Source organism: Terribacillus saccharophilus (assembly GCF_046592595.1).
Taxonomy (GTDB): Bacteria; Bacillota; Bacilli; order Bacillales; family Amphibacillaceae; genus Terribacillus; species Terribacillus saccharophilus_C.
In genome coordinates, this window is sequence record NZ_JAWVPF010000001.1 from 218,206 (window position 1) to 238,228 (window position 20,023).

The 20,023-nt window shown below is 36.8% G+C and carries 16 protein-coding genes and 2 pseudogenes; 10 read left to right on the top strand and 8 right to left on the bottom strand.

All coding sequences use genetic code 11. From position 1 onward, the window contains the following. Positions 1 to 19 precede the first annotated feature (19 nt). Together SFC25_RS01040 and SFC25_RS01045 are read right to left on the bottom strand one after the other, a co-directional pair. The gene (locus tag SFC25_RS01040; protein ID WP_411213490.1) at positions 20 to 1,480 is read right to left on the bottom strand and encodes a sensor histidine kinase; all 1,461 of its coding nucleotides are present in this window, start codon (positions 1,478 to 1,480) and stop codon (positions 20 to 22) included. A gap of 280 nt (positions 1,481 to 1,760) precedes the next feature. Further along, on the bottom strand, positions 1,761 to 3,239 hold the full coding sequence (locus SFC25_RS01045; RefSeq protein ID WP_411213491.1) for an ATP-binding protein: 1,479 nt from the start codon (positions 3,237 to 3,239) through the stop codon (positions 1,761 to 1,763). 394 nt (positions 3,240 to 3,633) lie between these two features. Here SFC25_RS01045 and SFC25_RS01050 point away from each other — a divergent pair, with 394 nt between their 5' ends. The 9 genes from SFC25_RS01050 (at position 3,634) to SFC25_RS01090 (ending at position 11,124) form a co-directional block, all read left to right on the top strand. Then, positions 3,634 to 4,596, top strand: a complete 963-nt coding sequence (locus tag SFC25_RS01050; protein WP_411213759.1) for a bile acid:sodium symporter family protein — start codon at positions 3,634 to 3,636, stop codon at positions 4,594 to 4,596. A 260-nt stretch (positions 4,597 to 4,856) separates the two neighbouring features. Then, positions 4,857 to 6,497 (top strand): ribonuclease YeeF family protein, encoded by a 1,641-nt coding sequence (locus SFC25_RS01055; RefSeq protein ID WP_411213492.1) that lies wholly within the window; start codon positions 4,857 to 4,859, stop codon positions 6,495 to 6,497. 7 nt (positions 6,498 to 6,504) lie between these two features. Continuing rightward, positions 6,505 to 6,735, top strand: a complete 231-nt coding sequence (locus tag SFC25_RS01060; RefSeq protein WP_411213760.1) for a hypothetical protein — start codon at positions 6,505 to 6,507, stop codon at positions 6,733 to 6,735. 91 nt (positions 6,736 to 6,826) lie between these two features. Next, on the top strand, positions 6,827 to 7,153 hold the full coding sequence (locus SFC25_RS01065) for an Imm8 family immunity protein (protein ID WP_411213493.1): 327 nt from the start codon (positions 6,827 to 6,829) through the stop codon (positions 7,151 to 7,153). Between the two features lie 379 nt (positions 7,154 to 7,532). Continuing rightward, a complete protein-coding gene (locus tag SFC25_RS01070; RefSeq protein ID WP_411213494.1) occupies positions 7,533 to 8,048 on the top strand; it encodes a hypothetical protein in 516 nt (171 codons plus the stop codon). A gap of 1,178 nt (positions 8,049 to 9,226) precedes the next feature. Next, on the top strand, positions 9,227 to 9,313 hold the full coding sequence (locus tag SFC25_RS18265) for a hypothetical protein (protein WP_486389257.1): 87 nt from the start codon (positions 9,227 to 9,229) through the stop codon (positions 9,311 to 9,313). A gap of 15 nt (positions 9,314 to 9,328) precedes the next feature. Beyond that, the gene (locus SFC25_RS01075; RefSeq protein ID WP_411213495.1) at positions 9,329 to 9,778 is read left to right on the top strand and encodes an SMI1/KNR4 family protein; all 450 of its coding nucleotides are present in this window, start codon (positions 9,329 to 9,331) and stop codon (positions 9,776 to 9,778) included. A gap of 441 nt (positions 9,779 to 10,219) precedes the next feature. Continuing rightward, positions 10,220 to 10,666: an SMI1/KNR4 family protein gene (locus tag SFC25_RS01085; RefSeq protein WP_411213496.1), complete on the top strand. Its 447-nt coding sequence runs from the start codon at positions 10,220 to 10,222 to the stop codon at positions 10,664 to 10,666. Between the two features lie 2 nt (positions 10,667 to 10,668). Beyond that, the gene (locus SFC25_RS01090; RefSeq protein ID WP_411213498.1) at positions 10,669 to 11,124 is read left to right on the top strand and encodes an antitoxin YezG family protein; all 456 of its coding nucleotides are present in this window, start codon (positions 10,669 to 10,671) and stop codon (positions 11,122 to 11,124) included. Positions 11,125 to 11,245: 121 nt separating this feature from the next. On the opposite strand, the pseudogene SFC25_RS01095 reads toward SFC25_RS01090, so the two are convergent. After that, positions 11,246 to 12,140 (bottom strand): annotated as a pseudogene (locus SFC25_RS01095) (aldehyde dehydrogenase family protein); the annotation flags it as partial. A 206-nt stretch (positions 12,141 to 12,346) separates the two neighbouring features. Between SFC25_RS01095 and SFC25_RS01100 the strand changes: the two are divergent. After that, positions 12,347 to 15,007 carry an Ig-like domain-containing protein gene (locus SFC25_RS01100; protein WP_411213500.1) on the top strand — a complete coding sequence of 887 codons (2,661 nt, stop codon included), beginning with the start codon at positions 12,347 to 12,349 and terminating at the stop codon, positions 15,005 to 15,007. Between the two features lie 251 nt (positions 15,008 to 15,258). Here the strand turns inward: SFC25_RS01100 and SFC25_RS01105 are convergent, their stop codons facing one another. The 5 genes and pseudogenes from SFC25_RS01105 to rlmH form a co-directional block, all read right to left on the bottom strand. Continuing rightward, positions 15,259 to 15,429 carry a hypothetical protein gene (locus tag SFC25_RS01105; RefSeq protein ID WP_411213501.1) on the bottom strand — a complete coding sequence of 57 codons (171 nt, stop codon included), beginning with the start codon at positions 15,427 to 15,429 and terminating at the stop codon, positions 15,259 to 15,261. A gap of 47 nt (positions 15,430 to 15,476) precedes the next feature. Then, positions 15,477 to 15,719, bottom strand: coding sequence for a hypothetical protein (locus SFC25_RS01110; protein ID WP_411213502.1), 243 nt, complete (start codon positions 15,717 to 15,719; stop codon positions 15,477 to 15,479). A gap of 722 nt (positions 15,720 to 16,441) precedes the next feature. Further along, complete coding sequence (locus tag SFC25_RS01115) at positions 16,442 to 17,590, bottom strand: hypothetical protein (RefSeq protein WP_411213503.1); 1,149 nt, start codon at positions 17,588 to 17,590, stop codon at positions 16,442 to 16,444. A gap of 711 nt (positions 17,591 to 18,301) precedes the next feature. Continuing rightward, positions 18,302 to 18,412, bottom strand: a pseudogene (locus tag SFC25_RS01120) (hypothetical protein); the annotation flags it as partial. Between the two features lie 1,057 nt (positions 18,413 to 19,469). Beyond that, positions 19,470 to 19,949 carry a 23S rRNA (pseudouridine(1915)-N(3))-methyltransferase RlmH gene (gene rlmH / locus SFC25_RS01125; protein WP_411213505.1) on the bottom strand — a complete coding sequence of 160 codons (480 nt, stop codon included), beginning with the start codon at positions 19,947 to 19,949 and terminating at the stop codon, positions 19,470 to 19,472. Positions 19,950 to 20,023: the final 74 nt, after the last annotated feature.

A 20,023-nucleotide genomic window follows, 5' to 3' on the forward strand; every position in this document is an offset into this window, starting at 1 on the left:
GTTGAGCTTCTTTTTTTATTTATTGAATTGATTTCGAGTAGTTACCGCCGTTCAGCATTCCTTCTTGTGGTATTTCGAGCTTGAAATGCGTACCATTCGGTGAACTGTCTACTATATTGATATCCCCCAGGTGTTCGATCATCGTCTTCTTCACAAAGGCTAGGCCTAATCCCATTCCTCGCTCTTTCTCTCCTAATGATATAAAGGGATCAAATACACTCAACCAGTCCTCAGGCCGTATACCTATCCCAGTGTCAATAAAGTGTATGATGATATTCCTATCATTAATCTCTGTGCTGATTGTTATCTTCTTTTCTGTCCTATTATCCGGTATTGCTTCCACGCTATTTTTGATCAAATTTATAAAAACTTGTTTTAAGTTTGTCCGATTCAGATAAACATTCAGTGGTGAATATATATTTGTGAATTCCAACTCCACCTTGTTTTCCTGGAGCATCCCGACTGTAAATTCGATAGACTCTTGGATTATTTTCGCAAGATCATCTGTTTTATACAGCAATGCGGATGACTTCATGTACGCCCTATAATTATCTGTCAGCTGCTCTAAATGGTCCGATGCATCACCTATCATTTTCAGTTTCCGTTTATCTCCATCGTCCAGGGATCCATTTTTGTCCATCATGCTTGAGAAACCTTTAATAATAGAGTTTGTGTTCCTTACTTCATGAATTAAACTGCCAGTCAAATGACCCGTGTAGTCCAGTTTTTTCTGTTTTTCCATTAATGCATGGGAATGAACCTTTAATTCTACATTCAACTTAACAAAAATGTGCATGTTTGCCACCGAAAATAAAATTACACCAATACTGCTGGTAAGAACGCCAGTCAAAGGAAAAAAGTTTAAAATTCCAGGTATGACCAGCAGCAATGCATTGAAGGAAAATCCCATTAGGAAGCTCTTGAAGTGTGAGTTCCGTATTCTCATTGACAAAACAGGCATAACGATTAAGAAAAAGACAACGATAGCCATGTGTATAAAATACACCCAAAATAGCGGCCCGTAATCCGGAAAATAGTATACATCCGTATACCTTTCCTGCGTAACAGTCAATCCTTCTATTCCTAAGTCCGTCCAATTTATCACATATACGATGGCACTCCATATCGTGAAGCCAATCAGTGCTTTCTTGGTGAAAAGAGCATACGAAACATTCGTCAGCCAATTCGCCTTTTTCACCATGGATGGTTGGTCTTTGATAATCCGGTACGCTACATATAATACAATCGGGAGACCGAACGTCGGCCCAGCACGAAACAGCTTAAACAGAAATAGAATTGTATCTTCTGACAGAACATCCTTAAAATAAAGAACTCCGATATCCAACTGCCAAATGGTGATCAGGATCATATAAATGATCATTCCTGTCGACAGTTTTGTTTCATTATAAACTTTGCCTATGCTCAACGCTAAAAACAATGGCAGTAACCCAATGGCACATATCAATATACCAATAATCATATCGGCTAACCCCTAACTGCTGAAATCCACATCATGGATTTGACTATGTTCTTTTGTATAAAGTAATGTGGATTCCGTTAGACGAATCAGGAGCTATAAAACCATGATTTTAGCTACTATTCTCATATATCCCTTCATAACTTATGCCCATATATTATATCAGATGTCCATCTGTTTAGTGGCGGACTCAATCAGCATATTCATATGCAAATAATAATAAAAAAGCTCAACATTACAATGTTGAGCTTCTCTTTCATACTATCAAAATGGAAAATCCTACTTAAGGATTATCGAATCGATATTCGATTGGTTTTTGATAGTTACCACCATTCAGCATTCCTTCTTGCGGTATTTCCAGCTTGAAATGGGTGCCACTTGGTGAGCTTTCAACTATATGTATATCTCCTAAGTGTTCGATCATCATTTTCTTCACGAAGGGGAGACCCAATCCCATCCCGCGCTTTTTATTTCCTATTGAGATGAATGGATCAAATACACTCACCCAGTTTTCCTGAGGTATGCCCTTACCAGTGTCCTTAAAGTGAATGATGATATTTTTATCATCAATCTCTGTGCTGATAGATATCTTCTTTACCGGCTTGTCTTCCGGCATTGCCTCAACACTATTTTTGATCAGATTGATAAAGACTTGTTTCAAGTTTGTCCTATTCAGATAAACATTCAGAGGCGAATATGTATTTGCGAACTGCAGCTCCACTTTGTTTTCTTGGAGCATCCCAGCTGAAAATTCGATAGACTCTTCGATTATTTCCACAAGATCCTCTGTTTTAAAGGCTAATGCAGAGGCCTTCATATACGCATTATAATTATCTGTCAGTTGATCCAGATGTTCAGATGATCTGCTTATCATCTCCAACGTTTGCTTATCACTTTCCGTTAAGTCGCCGCTATTGTTGAGCAGCCTTGAGAAACTTTTAATAATCGCGTTTGTGTTCTTTACTTCATGAATCAGGCTGCCAGTCAGCTGACCTGTATAGTCTAGTTTTTTCTGTTTTTCCATTAATTCATAAGAATGTATTTTCAAATCCACATTGAATTTAACGAAGATATGTATGCTTCCCACCGAAAATAGGATGACACCAATGCTGCTTGTCAGAAGACCAGTTAACGGAATGAAGTTTAGAGCTCCCAGTACAATCAGCAGCAATGTGTTGAATGAAAAACCCATAAGGAAGTTTTTAAAATGCGAGTTCCGAATCCTCAGCGAGAATACACAGACAACTAACAAGAAAAATACAATAGCAGCCACGTGCAGGAAATAGACCCATAATAGCGGTCCATACTCAGGAAAATAGTGATTACCAGCAAATCTTTCATTGGAAACGCCTAACCCAGTTACGCCTAAGTTCGTCCAACTTATGAAGTAAACCACCATACTCCATATTGTGAAGCCAATAAGTGCTTTTTTTGTAAAAAGTGCATACGACATTTTCGTGAGCCAATTCGTCTTTTTCGTTACGGATGGCTGATTATTGATGATCCAGTAGACCATATACAATACCGTGGGAAGGATAAAAATCGCCCCTGCATGAAACAGCTTGAACAGGAATAGAACCCTATCCTCTGACAAGACGTCCTTAAAATAAAGAACCCCAACATCCAACTGCCAAATTGTGATCAAGATCATGCAAATGATCATCCCTACCGACAACTTTGTTTCATTGTAAACTTTGCTTATGCTCAACGCTAAAAACAATGGCAGCAAACCAATGGCACATATTACTATACCAATAACCATACTGACTAACTCCTAACTGCTTGAAATCCGCATTTGGATTGAATTTTTTGTATCATGTTCTTCTTCGTACAATAGAAATGAAGAGATTCCATTGCATATATTAGGATCAATAGCCCATAACCAGTTACTACTATTCTCATATATTTCTTTATACTCAATGAATACTTATACCCATACATTATACCAGATATCTTCCATTTAGCTTTGAGAGTTAATAGAGAAAAACAAATTGGAAACAATCACCTATAGCATTAATTTCATTAATTATCCAAGCGGAAGATCATTGTCACTCTAACTAATTCATATCTCCTTTTATATATCTGAAAAATTTAAATATTGAAATTTATTCAGATGTGTAATACAATCTCACAAACAGTGAATGAAGAGGTGGATGATGAAAACGTTAGAGCGATTTAGTCAGTTTGTCGGAAGTACATTTGCGTATTGGGTCATTTTATTTGCGGTAGTAGCTTTTATGCTGCCGGCAGGTTTTACATGGATTGTTCCGCTTATTACCCCGCTGCTCGGAATCATTATGTTTGGTATGGGACTAACTCTGTCTGCGAGTGATTTTAAAGGAGTTGTGAAACGGCCTTTTGAAGTATTCGTCGTAGTAGCCGGACAATTTTTGATCATGCCGCTGCTTGCCTTTGCTTTGGCAAAAGGACTGCAATTACCTCCCGAAGTTGCTGTCGGCGTCATTCTCGTAGGATGCTGCCCTGGCGGAACATCTTCTAATGTCATGACCTTCCTAGCCAAAGGTGATGTGCCATTATCCGTGACAGCCACAGCAGTCACAACCGTACTCGCACCAATCGTAACACCTGCACTTATTCTTTTATTCGCAAGCGAATGGATTGAAGTCAGCCCTGTCTCCTTATTTATATCCATCGTGAATGTTGTCATCATTCCGATTGTCTTGGGTTTATTAGTGAAACGCTTCTTCAACAGACAAGCTACAGCAAGCATCAAGGTACTGCCGCTTGTCTCAGCAATAGCTATAATCGGTATCGTAGCTGCTGTCGTATCCAATAGCCAGCAGCAGATTGCACAGACTGGACTGGCAATCTTCGGTGTAGTCATCCTGCATAATGTACTCGGCTACCTGCTCGGATTCACCTTTGCCAAGCTTCTGCGAATGGATCTGTCCAAGGTCAAAACAACATCCATCGAGGTAGGAATGCAAAACTCAGGTCTGGGCGCCCAGCTCGCAACGGCGCACTTCTCCCCGCTTGCCGCTGTACCTAGCGCTATCTTTAGTGTTTGGCATAATATTTCTGGTTCCATTCTGGCTAATATTTATGCGAAGATGGGCAGTGGTGAGAAGGAAGTAGATGCTAAGGAGCAGATATCTTAATAGAATTAGCCATCCTCATACTTGAGGATGGCTAATTTTTTATTAAGCTCATAGTAATAAGAAGTCTCTTCAGATTGATCCTTCCTCTTAGCTTTATCACCAATATATAACCATCTTATAGCCCCTAAGACTTCTGTAGTGTTTTTCCAAAAAACGAATCTTTAGTTCTGGTAAAAAGGATGCGTTTTTGCCATTTCCCCTTTCACCAGTATTTTCCTTTATTATAATTACAAGTAAGGAACAGCTAACGGATATATCAGGTGGTGAAGAAAATTAAAAATTTAGACGTACAAGACATCCAGCAGCAGATTGAAAGCACAAAGAAGTTTATCAAACAAACAAAGGAAAGCGTCGAACAGGTCAAACAAGCCCTCAATGGCGTTACGACACTTCACGATGGATTTGAAGGCAATACCGCCGAATCCATCCGCTCCTTCTATGATGAAGCACACAAGCCTTTCCTCGAGTTCATGAACAGCTTTTTGATACAATATGAAGAAGCATTAGGCACCGTTAATAAGCAAGTTCTCTCCTTCGAACCGAATGAAAATGGCTTTATCCGTCAGGAGTTCTTAGAAGGCGAATTGACCATTAAAATGCAAAAAGCACAAGACAGTCTATCTGCTACAACTTACATGATTAATCAACAGCTTAATAATGTAAGTGATCTTGCATCCGTATCACATGTAAAAGATGACACATTCCTAGATTCCGTTGCTGAGGCAAAAAAGAGAATTAACAAGACAGTAGATAATATGTACAAAATGGACTCGAATGCTACCAGCAATCTAGATAAGTCTGAGGACGATATACAGCAGCTGAAAACGTATGTGTCTAAGCTGAAGAGTGCGATTGACAAGGATAATATTACTGTAGACAATTTCAATGTAAGCCAATTTAACAGTGGTTTTTTCTCTTATCATAACGAGTTTAAAATGATGGCAAGAGGCAGAAATGCTCTTGCGACTGGTGAGAAGGCTGAAATTACACAAGACGAATTCAACTCTTTGTTTCCATTTGTCAAAACTACAGAATCTGTTATGGATTACTATAACGAGTGGAATGGAAGTTATCATACACTAAAAGACGGCAGGATTATCCGAGAGTACCCTACTCAAGATGGTCCCCGTTTTGAATTCGTTGGTAAAATCCCTAACCCTAGAGCAAGTCAGCCGTCTGATGAAACAAATATCGTAATGGATATACTAGGTCCCGCATGGAAAGACACAGTGAATTATTTCACTGAAGATTTCGTTACCCTATTTGATCCAGAATCTTCTTGGTGGCAAAGGGGATTAGCAGCAGCATTTATAATTCCTTGGGGAAAAGGCATAAAATCGGAATTTAAATTTGGAGTTAAAAAAGGCCTTGATGATATTCGTACAATATTAAATTCAAAAGCCCCTAAATCGAAAAGATTTAAAGCTGGACTCTCTCTTCTAACTCCTCCTAATCCCGGACAACAAGCCTTCCAGTTTGGAGAGAAATACATTAAGCCGGTCTTGTTGAAGAATGGTGGATTTCTTGCTAAGAAGGTAGATGGTGGTAAAGGGAAGAATCATCTACAGACTAACAATAAAGCTAAAGATGCTACTAATGGAAAGGCCGATATCCCTAAACAAACTTTAAAATCAAATAAAGGTAAATCTATTGATGTAACACCTAGTCCCAAGCACTCTACCACGACTTCCGTTCCTAATCCATTTAAAGGAGAGCCAAATTCGTCCGTAGATATTATTGATAAAAAGACAGGAGAAATAAAAACCAGAAGATTTTATGGATCAGATGGCAGAGCTCTTAGAGATGTTGATTATACTAATCATGGTAATGCCAAAACTCACCCTGAATGGCCTCATGAACATATTTTCAAATGGAACAGTGATGGGACATTCGAAAGATAATAAAGGAGTGTTAATATTGGATTTTGAAGAATTCACACAAAGAGTAGCAATGGGTGAAGAGTTTCAATTTTACTACAAAAACGAAAGTTATTGGATTAGCAGAAATAAAGAAGGTTTTCATTTAACGAGAGTTCAAGATAGTTACTCACAGACTTTCAAAACTTCAGGGGATTTGTTTAAAGAAGGAAAAATAGAAAATAAGGGTATCCATGAATTATGGGAAGAACTAGAGATTTGATACACTAATGGACTCTAGATGATAAATAATCCACTTATATTTGAACATCAAGCCAAGGTCATTCGAGAAACCATACGAGGCGGAACACAAGATGTTAGAAATCAAATCTATAGTTAAAGATATTGAAGATTGGGGTGAGGATACGGACGATTTTTTCGTTTCTTTTGAAATTGACGTAGGAGAACAGGATATACCAGCAGCGTCAGATATGCTTACCTTTAGTGTTATTAGCCCAAAAAGATTAAATAAAGTATTGGATAAAATTGATATAGAAATAGGACATGGCTATCTTTTGATGAAAGATTTTAATATTAGAAACGTGCAATTATCTCTAGATAATATTATGAACAAATGTAAAGACGAGGATTACGATATATATCTGAATAACCTATCGAGATATTTTAAGTTGCACGATTAAGCAGAGTATACCTTGTTTAAATCAAATAATATCCATACGCACTCTCGATTTAGACAAATATATTATTTTTATAGGAATCATTGCACAATACCCCGGTTAATCAGCACATATAAAAATGCCCTCTATTCGTTTTTTTTATAAGTAAAAGAAAGACTTGGTTAAATCAACAGAAAAATTATCAATGATCCTAGAGATAAAAATTAATTTTCTAGAGGCATTAAATTTTCAGGAAAATGATTACCCGATCGAAAGTGTGCACACCTTAAATCTCTAGATTCTCATTAGAAGAATTTGCGGTGTAGATGGGATGAGATCTGTGTGATACCTCTTTAGATCAAATTAGAACCAAATAAACACTGAGAATTAAGGAAGATATAGTATGCACTTTAAAATAAAATGTACGATAGATGAGGAACACATAAATATATTGAATAAATTAAAGGGTAAAAAACTATTAAACATCTATGTTGAAGATGCAGGAGATTTTGCTCTACATATTGCATTAGAAACCGAAACTCAAAAATTATTATTAATTAGCAATAAAACTATCACAGCAAGCGATGATGATGACTACCCACACTTTGTTATACAAAAGATAGAAACTATAGACAACGAATACACCATTAAAAAGATAAACAAGATAATAAACAGTATCAGCATCATCCGAGATAATTCAACTTGGCATAACAGTGACCATCATTGGGATACAACTTGCGACGCAGCAATTAAGTTAACTCTAGAAGATGAGTTTCTATATCTTATAGCTCACGACTCCATTGCTGGATTTATTAAGTTGGAAAATATGAATGATGAAAACAAAGATGATTTAGTACTCAAGGATTATTGGGCTATGAAAACAGATAACCTTGATTCGCAGGATTGGGTTCTTGTTTAACTATAACAAGTACTATTTTTTATTTTTTAGATTTTTGATACGCTAGAGTAGGTAAATTATAAATGAACAGTATCCATGATAGTAGAATACTTAGTTATAATGTAGACTTTGAATACTCAAAACTAACAATAAAAATAATAGACGATGATGGTCAATATAGTGACTTGCTATTTGAGAATGTTTTTGCATTTCATTTCGAAGAGCAACTTCCTCATAGTTTGATACTAGACATAATAGAAGATGAAGTGGACACTTTTTATACAGATAATAAAGAGATTCTGGATAAAGGAAAAGATTATTATTGGCCCATGGATTACGAGAATAGTGAAGAGATGCTAAGCTATATAAAGTCAAAGAGCTACCGTTACTATAAAATTCAGTCGTCCTATGGTTTGAATGGATGGATCCTTTCAAGGGCATTCCTAGTTAAGTAAGAAATAGTTTATATAATAATAAAGTGCTCAGCGATACACTTGCTGAGCATATTTAAATCAAATCAGAAGGTAAACTCCCTCGTATCCACCTGCACAGCCCCCTGCGTTTAGAGTCTGATTATTCACATGTGTAGCTGCTAGCTATACACCTTTGTCTTTGTTTACAGTGAAGATGAATGGCAGAGCTTAGACTTACCTCTCCATTCCAATACCACAGGCTTCAATATGACCCTAATTTCACATCTAAATAATGTGGTTTTTTATCCCAATCCGAATAACACCATCCAACACTTCCAGATTCATATTATCATTGTAATAGTCATTTCCGCTCCAAGGTACATATATAGTTTTGGTATTCTCGTTTTTGCACACAGTTCAATATAAGCTATATCATTGAAACGTAAGAGCCGACCCAATATATGCGGTCTATCGACCACTTTATTACTTACCGGATTATTAGTAGACATTCCCAAAGGATATTCTTCCTCTGAAGGCTCGTAATTTAATTCTGCAGCATCTAGATACGAGATATCCATCAGTATTTCATCACACTCAAACACCTCTCTTCCGGCATGATTTTGTGCCTTTTCTCGAAGATTAGTACAGGAAAGTGTTTGGAATCTGGAACCTGATATGTCAATAGTCCACGTTCTCAAAAACAATACTTACAGTCTCAATTTCTTGCATTATTTACCCACTCCTCCATTTCACTTCTAAATACTAAAATCTGCATGCTTCAAGTTAATATATGTATTAAAAAAACAATACGAAAACTTCAGATCGAAATATTGGAGATGGAGAGCTAAACAAATAGATAAAGGTGAATTTTAAAAGGAGAAATTTTAAATGAATAAAGAGGAATTAACCGATTTTATTAAAAAATATATGGAACCGGATGATTTTACAGGAGGAGTAGATGAAAGACAGATTGATTATATTCAAGATACTCTAGAGTTAAAGTTACCAGAAAGTTATAAGTGGTTTTTAAATAATTATGGGTCTGGTGGTTTATATGGTGTGGATATTTTAGGAGTGGCTAAGTCTAATATTGCTACAGTTGTTATTGAAACAGAGAATTATAGGGATCTAGGAATGAAAGGAAAATTAATAGTAATTGAAGATATAGATGAATATGGCTATTGTTTAGATACTAGCAACATGAAAAATGGTGAGTGCCCAGTCATTGCATGGAATAAGCAAGGAGGGCTTGACGACTATAATACGGCAGAAAATTTTTATGAGTTTTTATCCCAGAGGTTATCGGATGCAATAGAAGCGTGGGAAGAAGATTTTTAGAAGGAAATTAAGGAGACCTTTAAAAAGGTCTCCTATTTATTTCATTTATTAATAACAGTTCACCTTAGCGGTTGCAATTGATGAATTAATCAGTAATGGTGTTCTTTTTAGTCCCCCTCTTGTCTCCGTTCTTATAATCCCAGGCATTGGCAAACTTTACTTATAATCTTATAATCAAGAACCATTTTGCAATGATTAGACCGTTATTTTACATATAGTCGTCTTGTATAACACACTCGCACCCTATTCGGGTTCTCCATCACAAAGTTCCTTGCGTATGGAATCTGTCCAAAACCCTGTCAACCTCATTCTAAGTCACATGTAAACCAAAAATAAGTGATTAAAACAATGATATTAGTTAAATCAAAAATACATGCGGAGATTACTCATTCTGGCGGTGTATCAAACGTTACTAAAAATAAGTAATTAGGAGTTGTCCATATGGTTAAATTTGTAGATTCTAATGAGAGAATTTCCTTAGAAGAGATCAAAAACTTTGAAACTGAATATAATGTTAATCTAACTGAAAGATACAAAGGTTTTCTACTTAATTGGAATGGCGGATATCCAGAACCTAGTTTATATAAAATATCAGATGAAAAAGGTGTTAGTGTTCTAGACCATTTCTATGGAATTGGTGATGACGAAAGTGATTTGTCTGATTACATCGACATATATGAATATAGATTACCAACAGGATTTGTACCAATTGCAAATGATCCTGGTGGCAACGTAATATGTCTAGGCACTAATGAACCTTATTACGATAAAATATATTTTTGGGATCATGAGAACGAACAGGAAGATAATGAGGATATGAGTAATATGTATTTCTTAGCGAATAACATAGATGAGTTTCTTGGAAATCTTTATAAAGAAGGTAACTAAATTTGGATGTACTCTATCAGCAAATAGCAAGGGTTGTTGTTGAGACTATTCTAGAAGAATGGGCTAAAGTCTACTTATACGGTAAGGTTGTTGAAGGATCTCAGACTGCTTACTTTTATTATTATCCGGAAGGCAGAGATACCCCTATATACAGTCATGAAATATCTGAACTATTTACAGTTAGTGAGCTCGAATACACTGGAAAATGGCATCGATTAGTTGATTTTATTCAGGAACTTTGGAATGCCTTTAAAAATAAGGATCAAGAGTCCTGGACAAATTTCACGCTGTTTTTTGATAAGGTTGGAAAATTCAATATTGATTTTAATTATGATGATCTCTCAAATATAGACCCTCACGAAAGAAAAACTATATGGAAATATAAGCATCTTAGTCTGATGCCCAAGAGTAATTCTGGGAAAAAGCACTTAGAAAAATATCTTTCCACACTCGAGTGATATCTAGCTTATGTTGGGATAAAGTGTATTGTGAAATAAAATATGATTTTAATTGATTCAACAATGGAGACTTCCATATATAAAAAAATCACTCAGCGATGTCGCTGAGTGATTTTTAATTTCAGAAAGGAAACTCCCTCGTCTCCACCTGTACCGAAACCCACTGCGTTCTCCGTAAACTCCTCAATAATCCAAGGATTACCGAAGCGGCCCATTCCGGAGCTTTTCACTCCGCCAAATGGTGCGTTTTCAACTGCGTTTACAGTCTGTTCATTCATATGTGACATTCCAAACTCCAATGTAGCTGCCAGCTGTTCACCTTTAGCTAGGTCCCCAGTAAAGATTGCAGAGTTTAGACCGAATTCTGAGTTATTGGCAATCTCCATGGCTTCTTCATCAGATGCTGCTTTAATGATAGATGCGATTGGAGAGAATAGTTCGGATTGAGCTAGGCTGCTGTCAGGCGGAACGTTTCCGAAAATAGTTGGTGTTAGGATATTTCCTTCGCGTTTCCCTTCCAGCAATACTTCAATATTATCTTCCTTCGCCTGGGCCATGAAGGATAGTGCTTTTTGAAGCTGTTGTTCATTGATCATTGGACCGATGATGACGGATTTATCTGTTGGGTTGCCTATCGGCAATGTATTCGCATGTGCCACGAATTTCTCCACAAATGCATCGTATAGCTTTTCATGCACAATGATTCGGTTGATCATCATACAGATTTGACCTTGGTGCAGGAACTTACCGAAGACAGCTGCTTTCACCGCTTGGTTAACATCTGCGTCCTCCAGGACAACAAACGGGGCGTTACCTCCCAGTTCTAATGCTACTGGCTTCAATAATCCCCCAGCTGTACGCCCGATGTGACGGCCGACAGGTGTTGATCCTGTGAAGCTGATGAACTTGGAATACGGATGTTCGATCATCATATCCCCTATTTCAGGAACTTCAGTAAGAATCACGTTCAATACACCACTTGGAAGACCTGCCTGATCAAAGGCTTTCGCGATGATATTGATGAGGAAAAGAGCAATTAATTATCCTATCTCTTTCTATTCTGATTATAGCTAGCTAGATATCCTTAATTTTTTTCAAATTCACCCTACAAAACTTGGATTATAAGAAAAAATTAATAATAAATACAATTTTTTTACACAAAGAGAAACCCAACTATTATAATTTTCTAGTACGTAATAAATACATAGGAGAGTTTGGAGAAATGAAAAAAATCTTAATAGTAGTTTTGTCCTTATTAATATTAGGAGGTGCTGGCTACTTTCTTGTTGGGAAATTCAACAAAACTGAAGAAGCTGCAGCAACTGGTCTTACAGAAGAAGAAACAAAAACAGAAGAAACTATTAATTTGGAGGAAGCTATGGAGGTTCAAACAGATGTACCCCTCGATAAGATTTGGGAATATAAATTTGAACCTGCCTTAGATGAACAATCGCTTACCGATGAAAACATTTATGTAATGGATGAAGAAAAGACTAAAGTCAAAGTAAGTTATGAATTATCGGATGGCGGAAGAAGCTTATTGATCACCCCCCCTTCAGATGGATATAATAAAGGTACCCGATATGAGCTGCATATAACGGATGACGTAAAAAAAGTGACGGGTGAAAATGTAAGCCATAGCTATGAAATGCATTTCATCACTATTCGGGATGAAGTAGAAGAAGGAGTACTTAATCCAGATATTAAGAAACTGAAAAAAGAACAATTTGAATTCACTGGCGAAGATGTACTTAAAATAGATAAAGATGTAGATTTAGCTAAAGATGACATCATTATTATTCCAACAAAGGATTACCCAGATGGTCAGGCTCTGAAAATCACAAAAGTAGATTCAGAAGTGGGCAGTTATATTGTAAATGTAGAGGAACCTGAGTTTGATGAAATATATAAAGATTTGGATGTAAATAAGACCTATCCGATTACAGAAGATAATATTACTTTAAATGAAAACGTCGAAGGAGTCACTATAGAATCTCTTGCTTCTTTACCTCCGTCTACAATGGTTGCTTCGGCATCTGCTGGTAAGAAAGAGAATGCAGAGTTTGTAAAGACTCCAAATGGCATAAGCGTTGACTTAAGTAAAGGACTTCAATTAAAATTCTCAGAATTTCCGTTAGGCAAAAATCCATTGGGTATCGACGGAACAGTTACGATGTTTAGCCCAGAGGTCCACACAGACATTAGTCCACTAGGGATATTACACCGTTTTAAACTAGCTACTACAGGTAAAATAGAATCTGACCTTAAAGTGTCGGCAATAAAGGAGACGGATGATGATGATCTCCCGATTGATGATTCATTCAAAATTGCGAAATTAAAAATTCCAACATCAGTTCCCGGACTGATGATTGAAGGGAATCTAATGATTCGTTTCAACTATACGCTTGAGAGCGGATTAGAAACCACTCTTTATATGACTTATGAAGATGTTTCAGGTTTTGTTTATGAACATAATAAAGTAGACACAACCTATAAAACACAAGAAGCAGAATTCAATATCGGATTAAAAGGCAGCGGAAAAGCTGATGGACAAATCGGACCGGCAGCTGATATCATGCTCACTGGATTTGGAGTAGTTGGCGGCGGACTGGAAGCATTTACTGGCGCCAGCCTAAGTGGTGAAGCCATAGCTGGTGTCGACCCAAAATTCGGAAAATACGCTTGCGCTAAATTAGAGGAAAGTCTATTTATGCAAGGTTCAGCTAAGATGAATGTTTTAGGGAAAACTGTAGCGAGATGGGTTTTTGGTGAAGCACACTTTGGAACTGAACAAAAAAGTGATTCTTGCAGATTTATTGATGGATTTGTACCTATAAAAGATCAAACTATGGATGCTGGTGAAGAGAAAGTTTTAAAACTACAAGTGAATGAACAAGACTTGTTAGAAAAAGAAAATAAGATTGTTCAGGCAAATATGAAAGATGTAGAAGTTTCTGCATCAGTTGCAAATGTTGTCGATGTGAAGAAAACCAAAAAAGGAATATCCATTACGGCGTTAGAACTACCAAAAAAAGAAAAAACAACAATAACGATTACCAAAATGATTGATGGAAGAGAAAATACGATTATTTTCCCAGTAATCATTTCTAATTATAAAGAAGTAAAGGAAAAAGCAAAGCAGGAAGAAGCTAAGAAGAAAGAAGAAGAGAAGAAGAAGGAACTTGCTAGCATTGGCTGGAATGGAGAATGGAAACGTGTTCTTGGACCTAATTCAGGAACTTTAAATATTTCCAATTATGATGGAGAAACTTTTGACCTTAATATTGAAGTAACGAGCGGTTCACATACGGGCAGTACAGAAGGAACAGCTACAGCATCTGGTAAATCTGCTACATTTACTGATAGTGAAAGTAAATGTCAATTGGATTTAACATTGAATGATGAGTCCATACAAGTTGATGAAACACAGGAGTGTTCCCAACTGGGCGGAATAGGCACTTTCTTTTCAGGCGAGTATAATAACACTGAAGCAGCCGCAAGTACACCTGCCAGCACATTGTCATCTCTAGGTATTCTAGAGGAGAAAAGTGATGCTGATATCCAAAGTATATTAGGAAACGATTATGCTGATTTGGTTGAAAACATGCAGCTGGTCAGTGAAGCAAGTGATAAATATGGCCTTGAGGACACAATGGTGATAGAAGGTGCTGTTCGAGGTATGTATACGCTTATGGAAGGCATTATTGTAAAGGATCCCTTTAACAACTATTATATCGGTAATCTTATAAGCAACCCGGATGGAAGCACTGTACTGCGTTTTTATACGAATGATGAAAATTACAAAGATAAACTACATGGAGTCGTTGATACTTGGAGACAAAGCTTCTCGGAATACCCTGTAGAATATGTTTATAGGAAATAATAATTTAATTTCAAGCCTAAATCTTTTGATTTAGGCTTTTTAATTTTTGATACCTTTGATTACCAGCGGGGGCTATGCCCCCCTTATTACAAGCAGCAAACAAACTACTACAAGTCCGCTGAATTATCACTGGTAATTCACAAAAGCCGGACTAGATCCAACTCCAAAACTTCATCCGGGGTCATCACAGGTTCGTTCTTATTGTAGAATACCTTGAATCCACCGTACTGAATCGGCTGATTATGTACAAGCTAGTGATAACCTAATCCTTTTAACGCTGCAATGCCGTGGCCATCATTATTCAATAACACTTCTACGTTCTTTGTCGGTTGGATGGCTTCCAATTGGTGGACGATGACAACCTTGTCAGGAAGCTCCTTTTCAGATGTTAAATTCAATACATAATCGATGACTTCTTGCACCTTCTCCCCATCGACATGCCCTAGATCCTCTCCCGGAACTTGACCTTCTAAAACATAGCTAAATGGACATAGGGCAATTTCAAATATTTCTCTAATGATTTTACATAATTCATGATAGTGTCCCGACCCAATTGGACATCCAATATGATCAGGGCATCGTTTTCTTTAGCTAGCTCTGCATATCTCTCAATATCTGCATCTGATGTCGGATGCATATAAAGACCATCTTCACCAGAATTCCGCTGGGCAACGGTTGCGATCAATTCAATAGCTGGTCTCTTGGGGTCCAATTACTCTTTGGTTTGGTCTTTCAATTTCTCCAACAGATCTTCCGGACTATACTCTCCTAATATCCCCATGTTATTTAAATGCGGATTACCATAATAGGAAACGATTCTATTATTCTTCAGCAGGCCCTCTGTTTGGTCTTCTGTCCCTTTTTCCAAGGTCTGACCTAGCAGTACGCTTCTAGCTTCTTTCCGTTGAATCTCCGTGCCGTTTCTGTCAATGGCATCTCCGCCTGCTACTTACTTGAATAATTGCTTTTCAGCGGCTGAGCCGCATCAGAAGGTTCAATCGTTTGATAACTCGGTTCATTAGGATTCTTCGCTTCCTCTTTCATCGCATCGTTCTGCTTCTCAGAGGTATGCGCCGACTCTTCCTTTTACTCTGGCTCCTCAATTTCTGAGGTTGCCGATTGCGTACACCCTGCCAATAATAGAGCCGGTATGATTGCCAGGCAAGCTCCTACTTTTATTACTTTTATTTTATCCCACCTGTTGTTAAAGACATTTCATCAGACCATGAAAAATCACCTTATAACTCTAACATAGATTTAGTTGCCGCTCATTAGCCCTACTACCAAAAAAGATTATTAAACCTCCTCTTTCTCTATAATGAGGTATTATATGTTTAGTTTTATTTAAAACAACAGGTAAATAGATTTCCCCAAAACAAAACGGCTTTCCACAATATAAAATCGAGGAAAAGCCGTAGTGTAATTTACTATTTTTCATTTCTTACTCTCTGTGCTAAAATCAGTCACAGTATATTCATCTTTTCTTGTATCTAATATTTTATTTTTGAGAGCAGCTTTATCTAAGTCTGTATCTGTTAAAACATCAATACTTACCTCATCTTTGTCAAGATTTCCATCCTTATCGATAATTAAATTCTCTACTGCGATAGCGGAGAAGTAATCTTTTGTTTGGTTATCATAACCATCAGTATAGGTATTCTCTCCAAACGTCACTTTATTCTTATAAATAAAACATAAGGCATTTATTCCATCTGTACTTACAGTAGAATTACCTTTTTTAGCAAACAAAATGTATTGTTCATCCTTCTTCGATTTCTCAATACTTTCAATGGTATCGCCACGAGTGACGTACTCCCCTTTGTCGTATACAGAGCTATCTTGAATTTCCGGATCAACGTTTGCAGTTACATTATCCTGAACTTCGTCTAAAATATATTGCTGATCATCTTTATTTAGATCTTCCCATTTCCCAACATATTTCTTCTCACTAGGAACTTTTACTTTCTTACTGAATTTATCATCATCTGCTTCATATCCATATGATAATAAGTCAGGGCTTGCTTCAGCCGTTATTTCGATTTCTTCCCCACTTTTAAATGGTCCGTCCGGAATGAAATAAGTGAACCCTGATCCCACTTCACTGGATGAGCTGTCTATCGTTGCTTCTAAGTAAGGAGAAACTCCTTCATATTGTAGTTTAACTCCATCAAAGACATCTTCTTTTGATAACTTTTTAATAGATTCCAATCCTTCAACTTCTACTTTTGGTTCTTTCAGTTTAAAAGCGATATCCAAGGGGTTGTCTTCATCATATTTCAATTCAAGTTCAACTTTATCGCCGTTTTTTAAATCGGTATCCGGTTTTGCTTCTACTTCTAAATCTGAAACAAGAGAGTCTAGGTCATACATACCGCTGATGTCAGTATCATCATCAATTTCTTTCATTTCAGCCAATTTATCATACAATTCTCCTTCATCAAGGCTGACACTCACTTCTCCGTGTTCATTAAAACCATTGAATTCTACGCTTAATTCCTTATCAATCTCGTACTTATCTTTTCCACAAGCAGCGAGTATGATTAATAAAAATGACATAAGTGCTAAGGGTAAATATTTCTTCATGCGACTATGCTTCCTTTCAGAAAACCTGCGTTGACGGTTAATTAATTATGTATATTGCTTAAACTACTATAGGTTAGTAACCTTTGATTTATATTTATACAAAAGTATTCCATAAGACTAGCAGACTACCTCGCTTCCCTTCTTATCCCAAAAGGTTTCAGCTCTTAAAACATCCCCTTCCATTTCTTCATATAGAAAAAACAACGAAAAAAATAAGTATTAATACTCTGCACATCAAGAAACTTTATACCTAATACATTTCAAAGAATTCTAACCAATCAGTCCCAATTACCTATAATAATACATTTCGACTAGTTTGGATAGCTTGTTCTGGTATTTATATCATATATCATGGATTTTTTAGTTAAAAAAACCAGTTTCAAAACATATAAAAATATTAATAATCGAAAAAATTGTCCTTATCTTGAACAGAATACTTGCCAGGTTTTTAAATTAAGACGAAAAAAAGAAGCCCACCAGTGGACCTTTGATGACTTCCTAAGCTATTATAGATACATACGAATGCAAGTCTGCTATAAGAACAAATCAACCATTAATATATAAAATAGCACATGTCATGTTGGGTTATTAACTTCATAGCCATAATCATTATTGGTGTAAAGATGAGCAGAAGATACACAATCCATCGGAAAGATGAAATTAAATGCTGCAAAAGCGCTTCCAAGCAGTCTCTTTAAACTTTTCATTCCGTTACACCCTTTCGATCTCTTCTAAAGTAATCTCAGTTAAATCTGCTTCTATAAATTGTTCCTTATGACTTAACCGACTAGCCTGCAGATTTAACGATCTTTCATAGACACTCCTGACGTAGCGTCAATTACTGAAGTTGCTTTCACTGCTTGCCTCTATAAATACATGCTCTAATCTTCCCAAAGCAGCTGTCGTCAGTTTAAATCCGTTGTCATTGTAAAATCTTCGGGACTATAATTTTCAATGTTTGTAATCTATCTAACACAGCTTCTAATTAAGGCCCCTTAAAATCAAAAGTAATTCTTTTTAATTCACAAGAATACATACACTTTACTCGTTTACGAAATTCCCTATCATTAAATTGCCCTTATAAGAAATGTTAAATACTGCTTTTTTTCCTTTAAATTTGTAATCCTATCTATGCGAAAGATAGTAGGTAAATCCTTACTTCCATCTCCCATGTAAGCAATCAGATAAAGAGTATTCTGAAAACATAATAGAAACTGGCTTAACTACTTTCTCCCTCTTAGCACCGTCTTGACGGGTATAAGTAAACTGAGCTATTTCACTTTTAATTACCAGTTGCGATAATCCCCACATAATGGAACAAAATTATTTACCATGTTGTAAAGGTACATAATAATATCGCTCACTTCTTATCATATTTTCAACCACATAATGGGGTTCTAATATATTTAATGGAACTTTACACCGGAAATCCCAAAGTATTCCTACGGATTTATATTTATAATACCATCTTACACAAAATCAAAAAAAGAAGCTCCCCACAAGTTTGCCCAACTAATGAGGAGCTTCAGTTAAAATGCTCTATGGAGTACATAAACTTTAATACCCTTATATAAGGAGTGTGTTGGCTATCACATCAAGCCGCACATAATTTATTAGTATGGAATATCGTTGAAAGGGGGCATAAAAAGCAGTTAATCAAAGTTTAGATATCGTTGGCAGTAACATGCTTAACGTGGGTTTACCTTTTTTATGGGGTTGCGTTAACAATATGTTAACATTTAGATTTACTGTAAAAGTGGCTGTTCCATTACTTTAATTCTACCGTTGTTAAATGACCATATTTATCATTAATCTCTTCCATGGAACTGCCCACTAATCCTAATAGAGAATATCCAGTCTATCTTCAAAAATTTAGCCTCTATTTATGATAAGGCTCGCCCTTAATAATCCGAAACGCCCTATAAACCTGCTCCACCAACACCAATTTCATCAACTGATGCGGAAATGTCATCTTCGAGAACGATAACGCATAATCACTCCGCTGCATGACTTCCTCGCTCAAGCCCAAAGATCCACCAATTACAAACACAACCTTACTCTTCCCATACGTCGCCAGGCTGTCAATTTTCGACGCAAGTTGTTCGGATGTGATCATTTGGCCTTTTATTTCCAGGGAAATGACGTAGTCGTCGGGGACGATTTTCGACAGGATGCGGTCGCCTTCTTTTTGTTTGACGATTTGCATGTCTGCTTCGCTCAGGTTCTCCGGGGCTTTTTCGTCGGGTACTTCGACTAGGTCGACTTTGGCGTAGGCGCCGAGGCGTTTGGTGTATTCCTCTATGCCTTGTTTGAGGTATTTTTCCTTTAGTTTACCGACGCTGATGATGGTGATTTTCATTTGTTTGCCTTCTTTCCGTCCAATTTGTCTCTATCTGTCATTATATAGCTGATTGGCGGAGTTTACACAGTGTT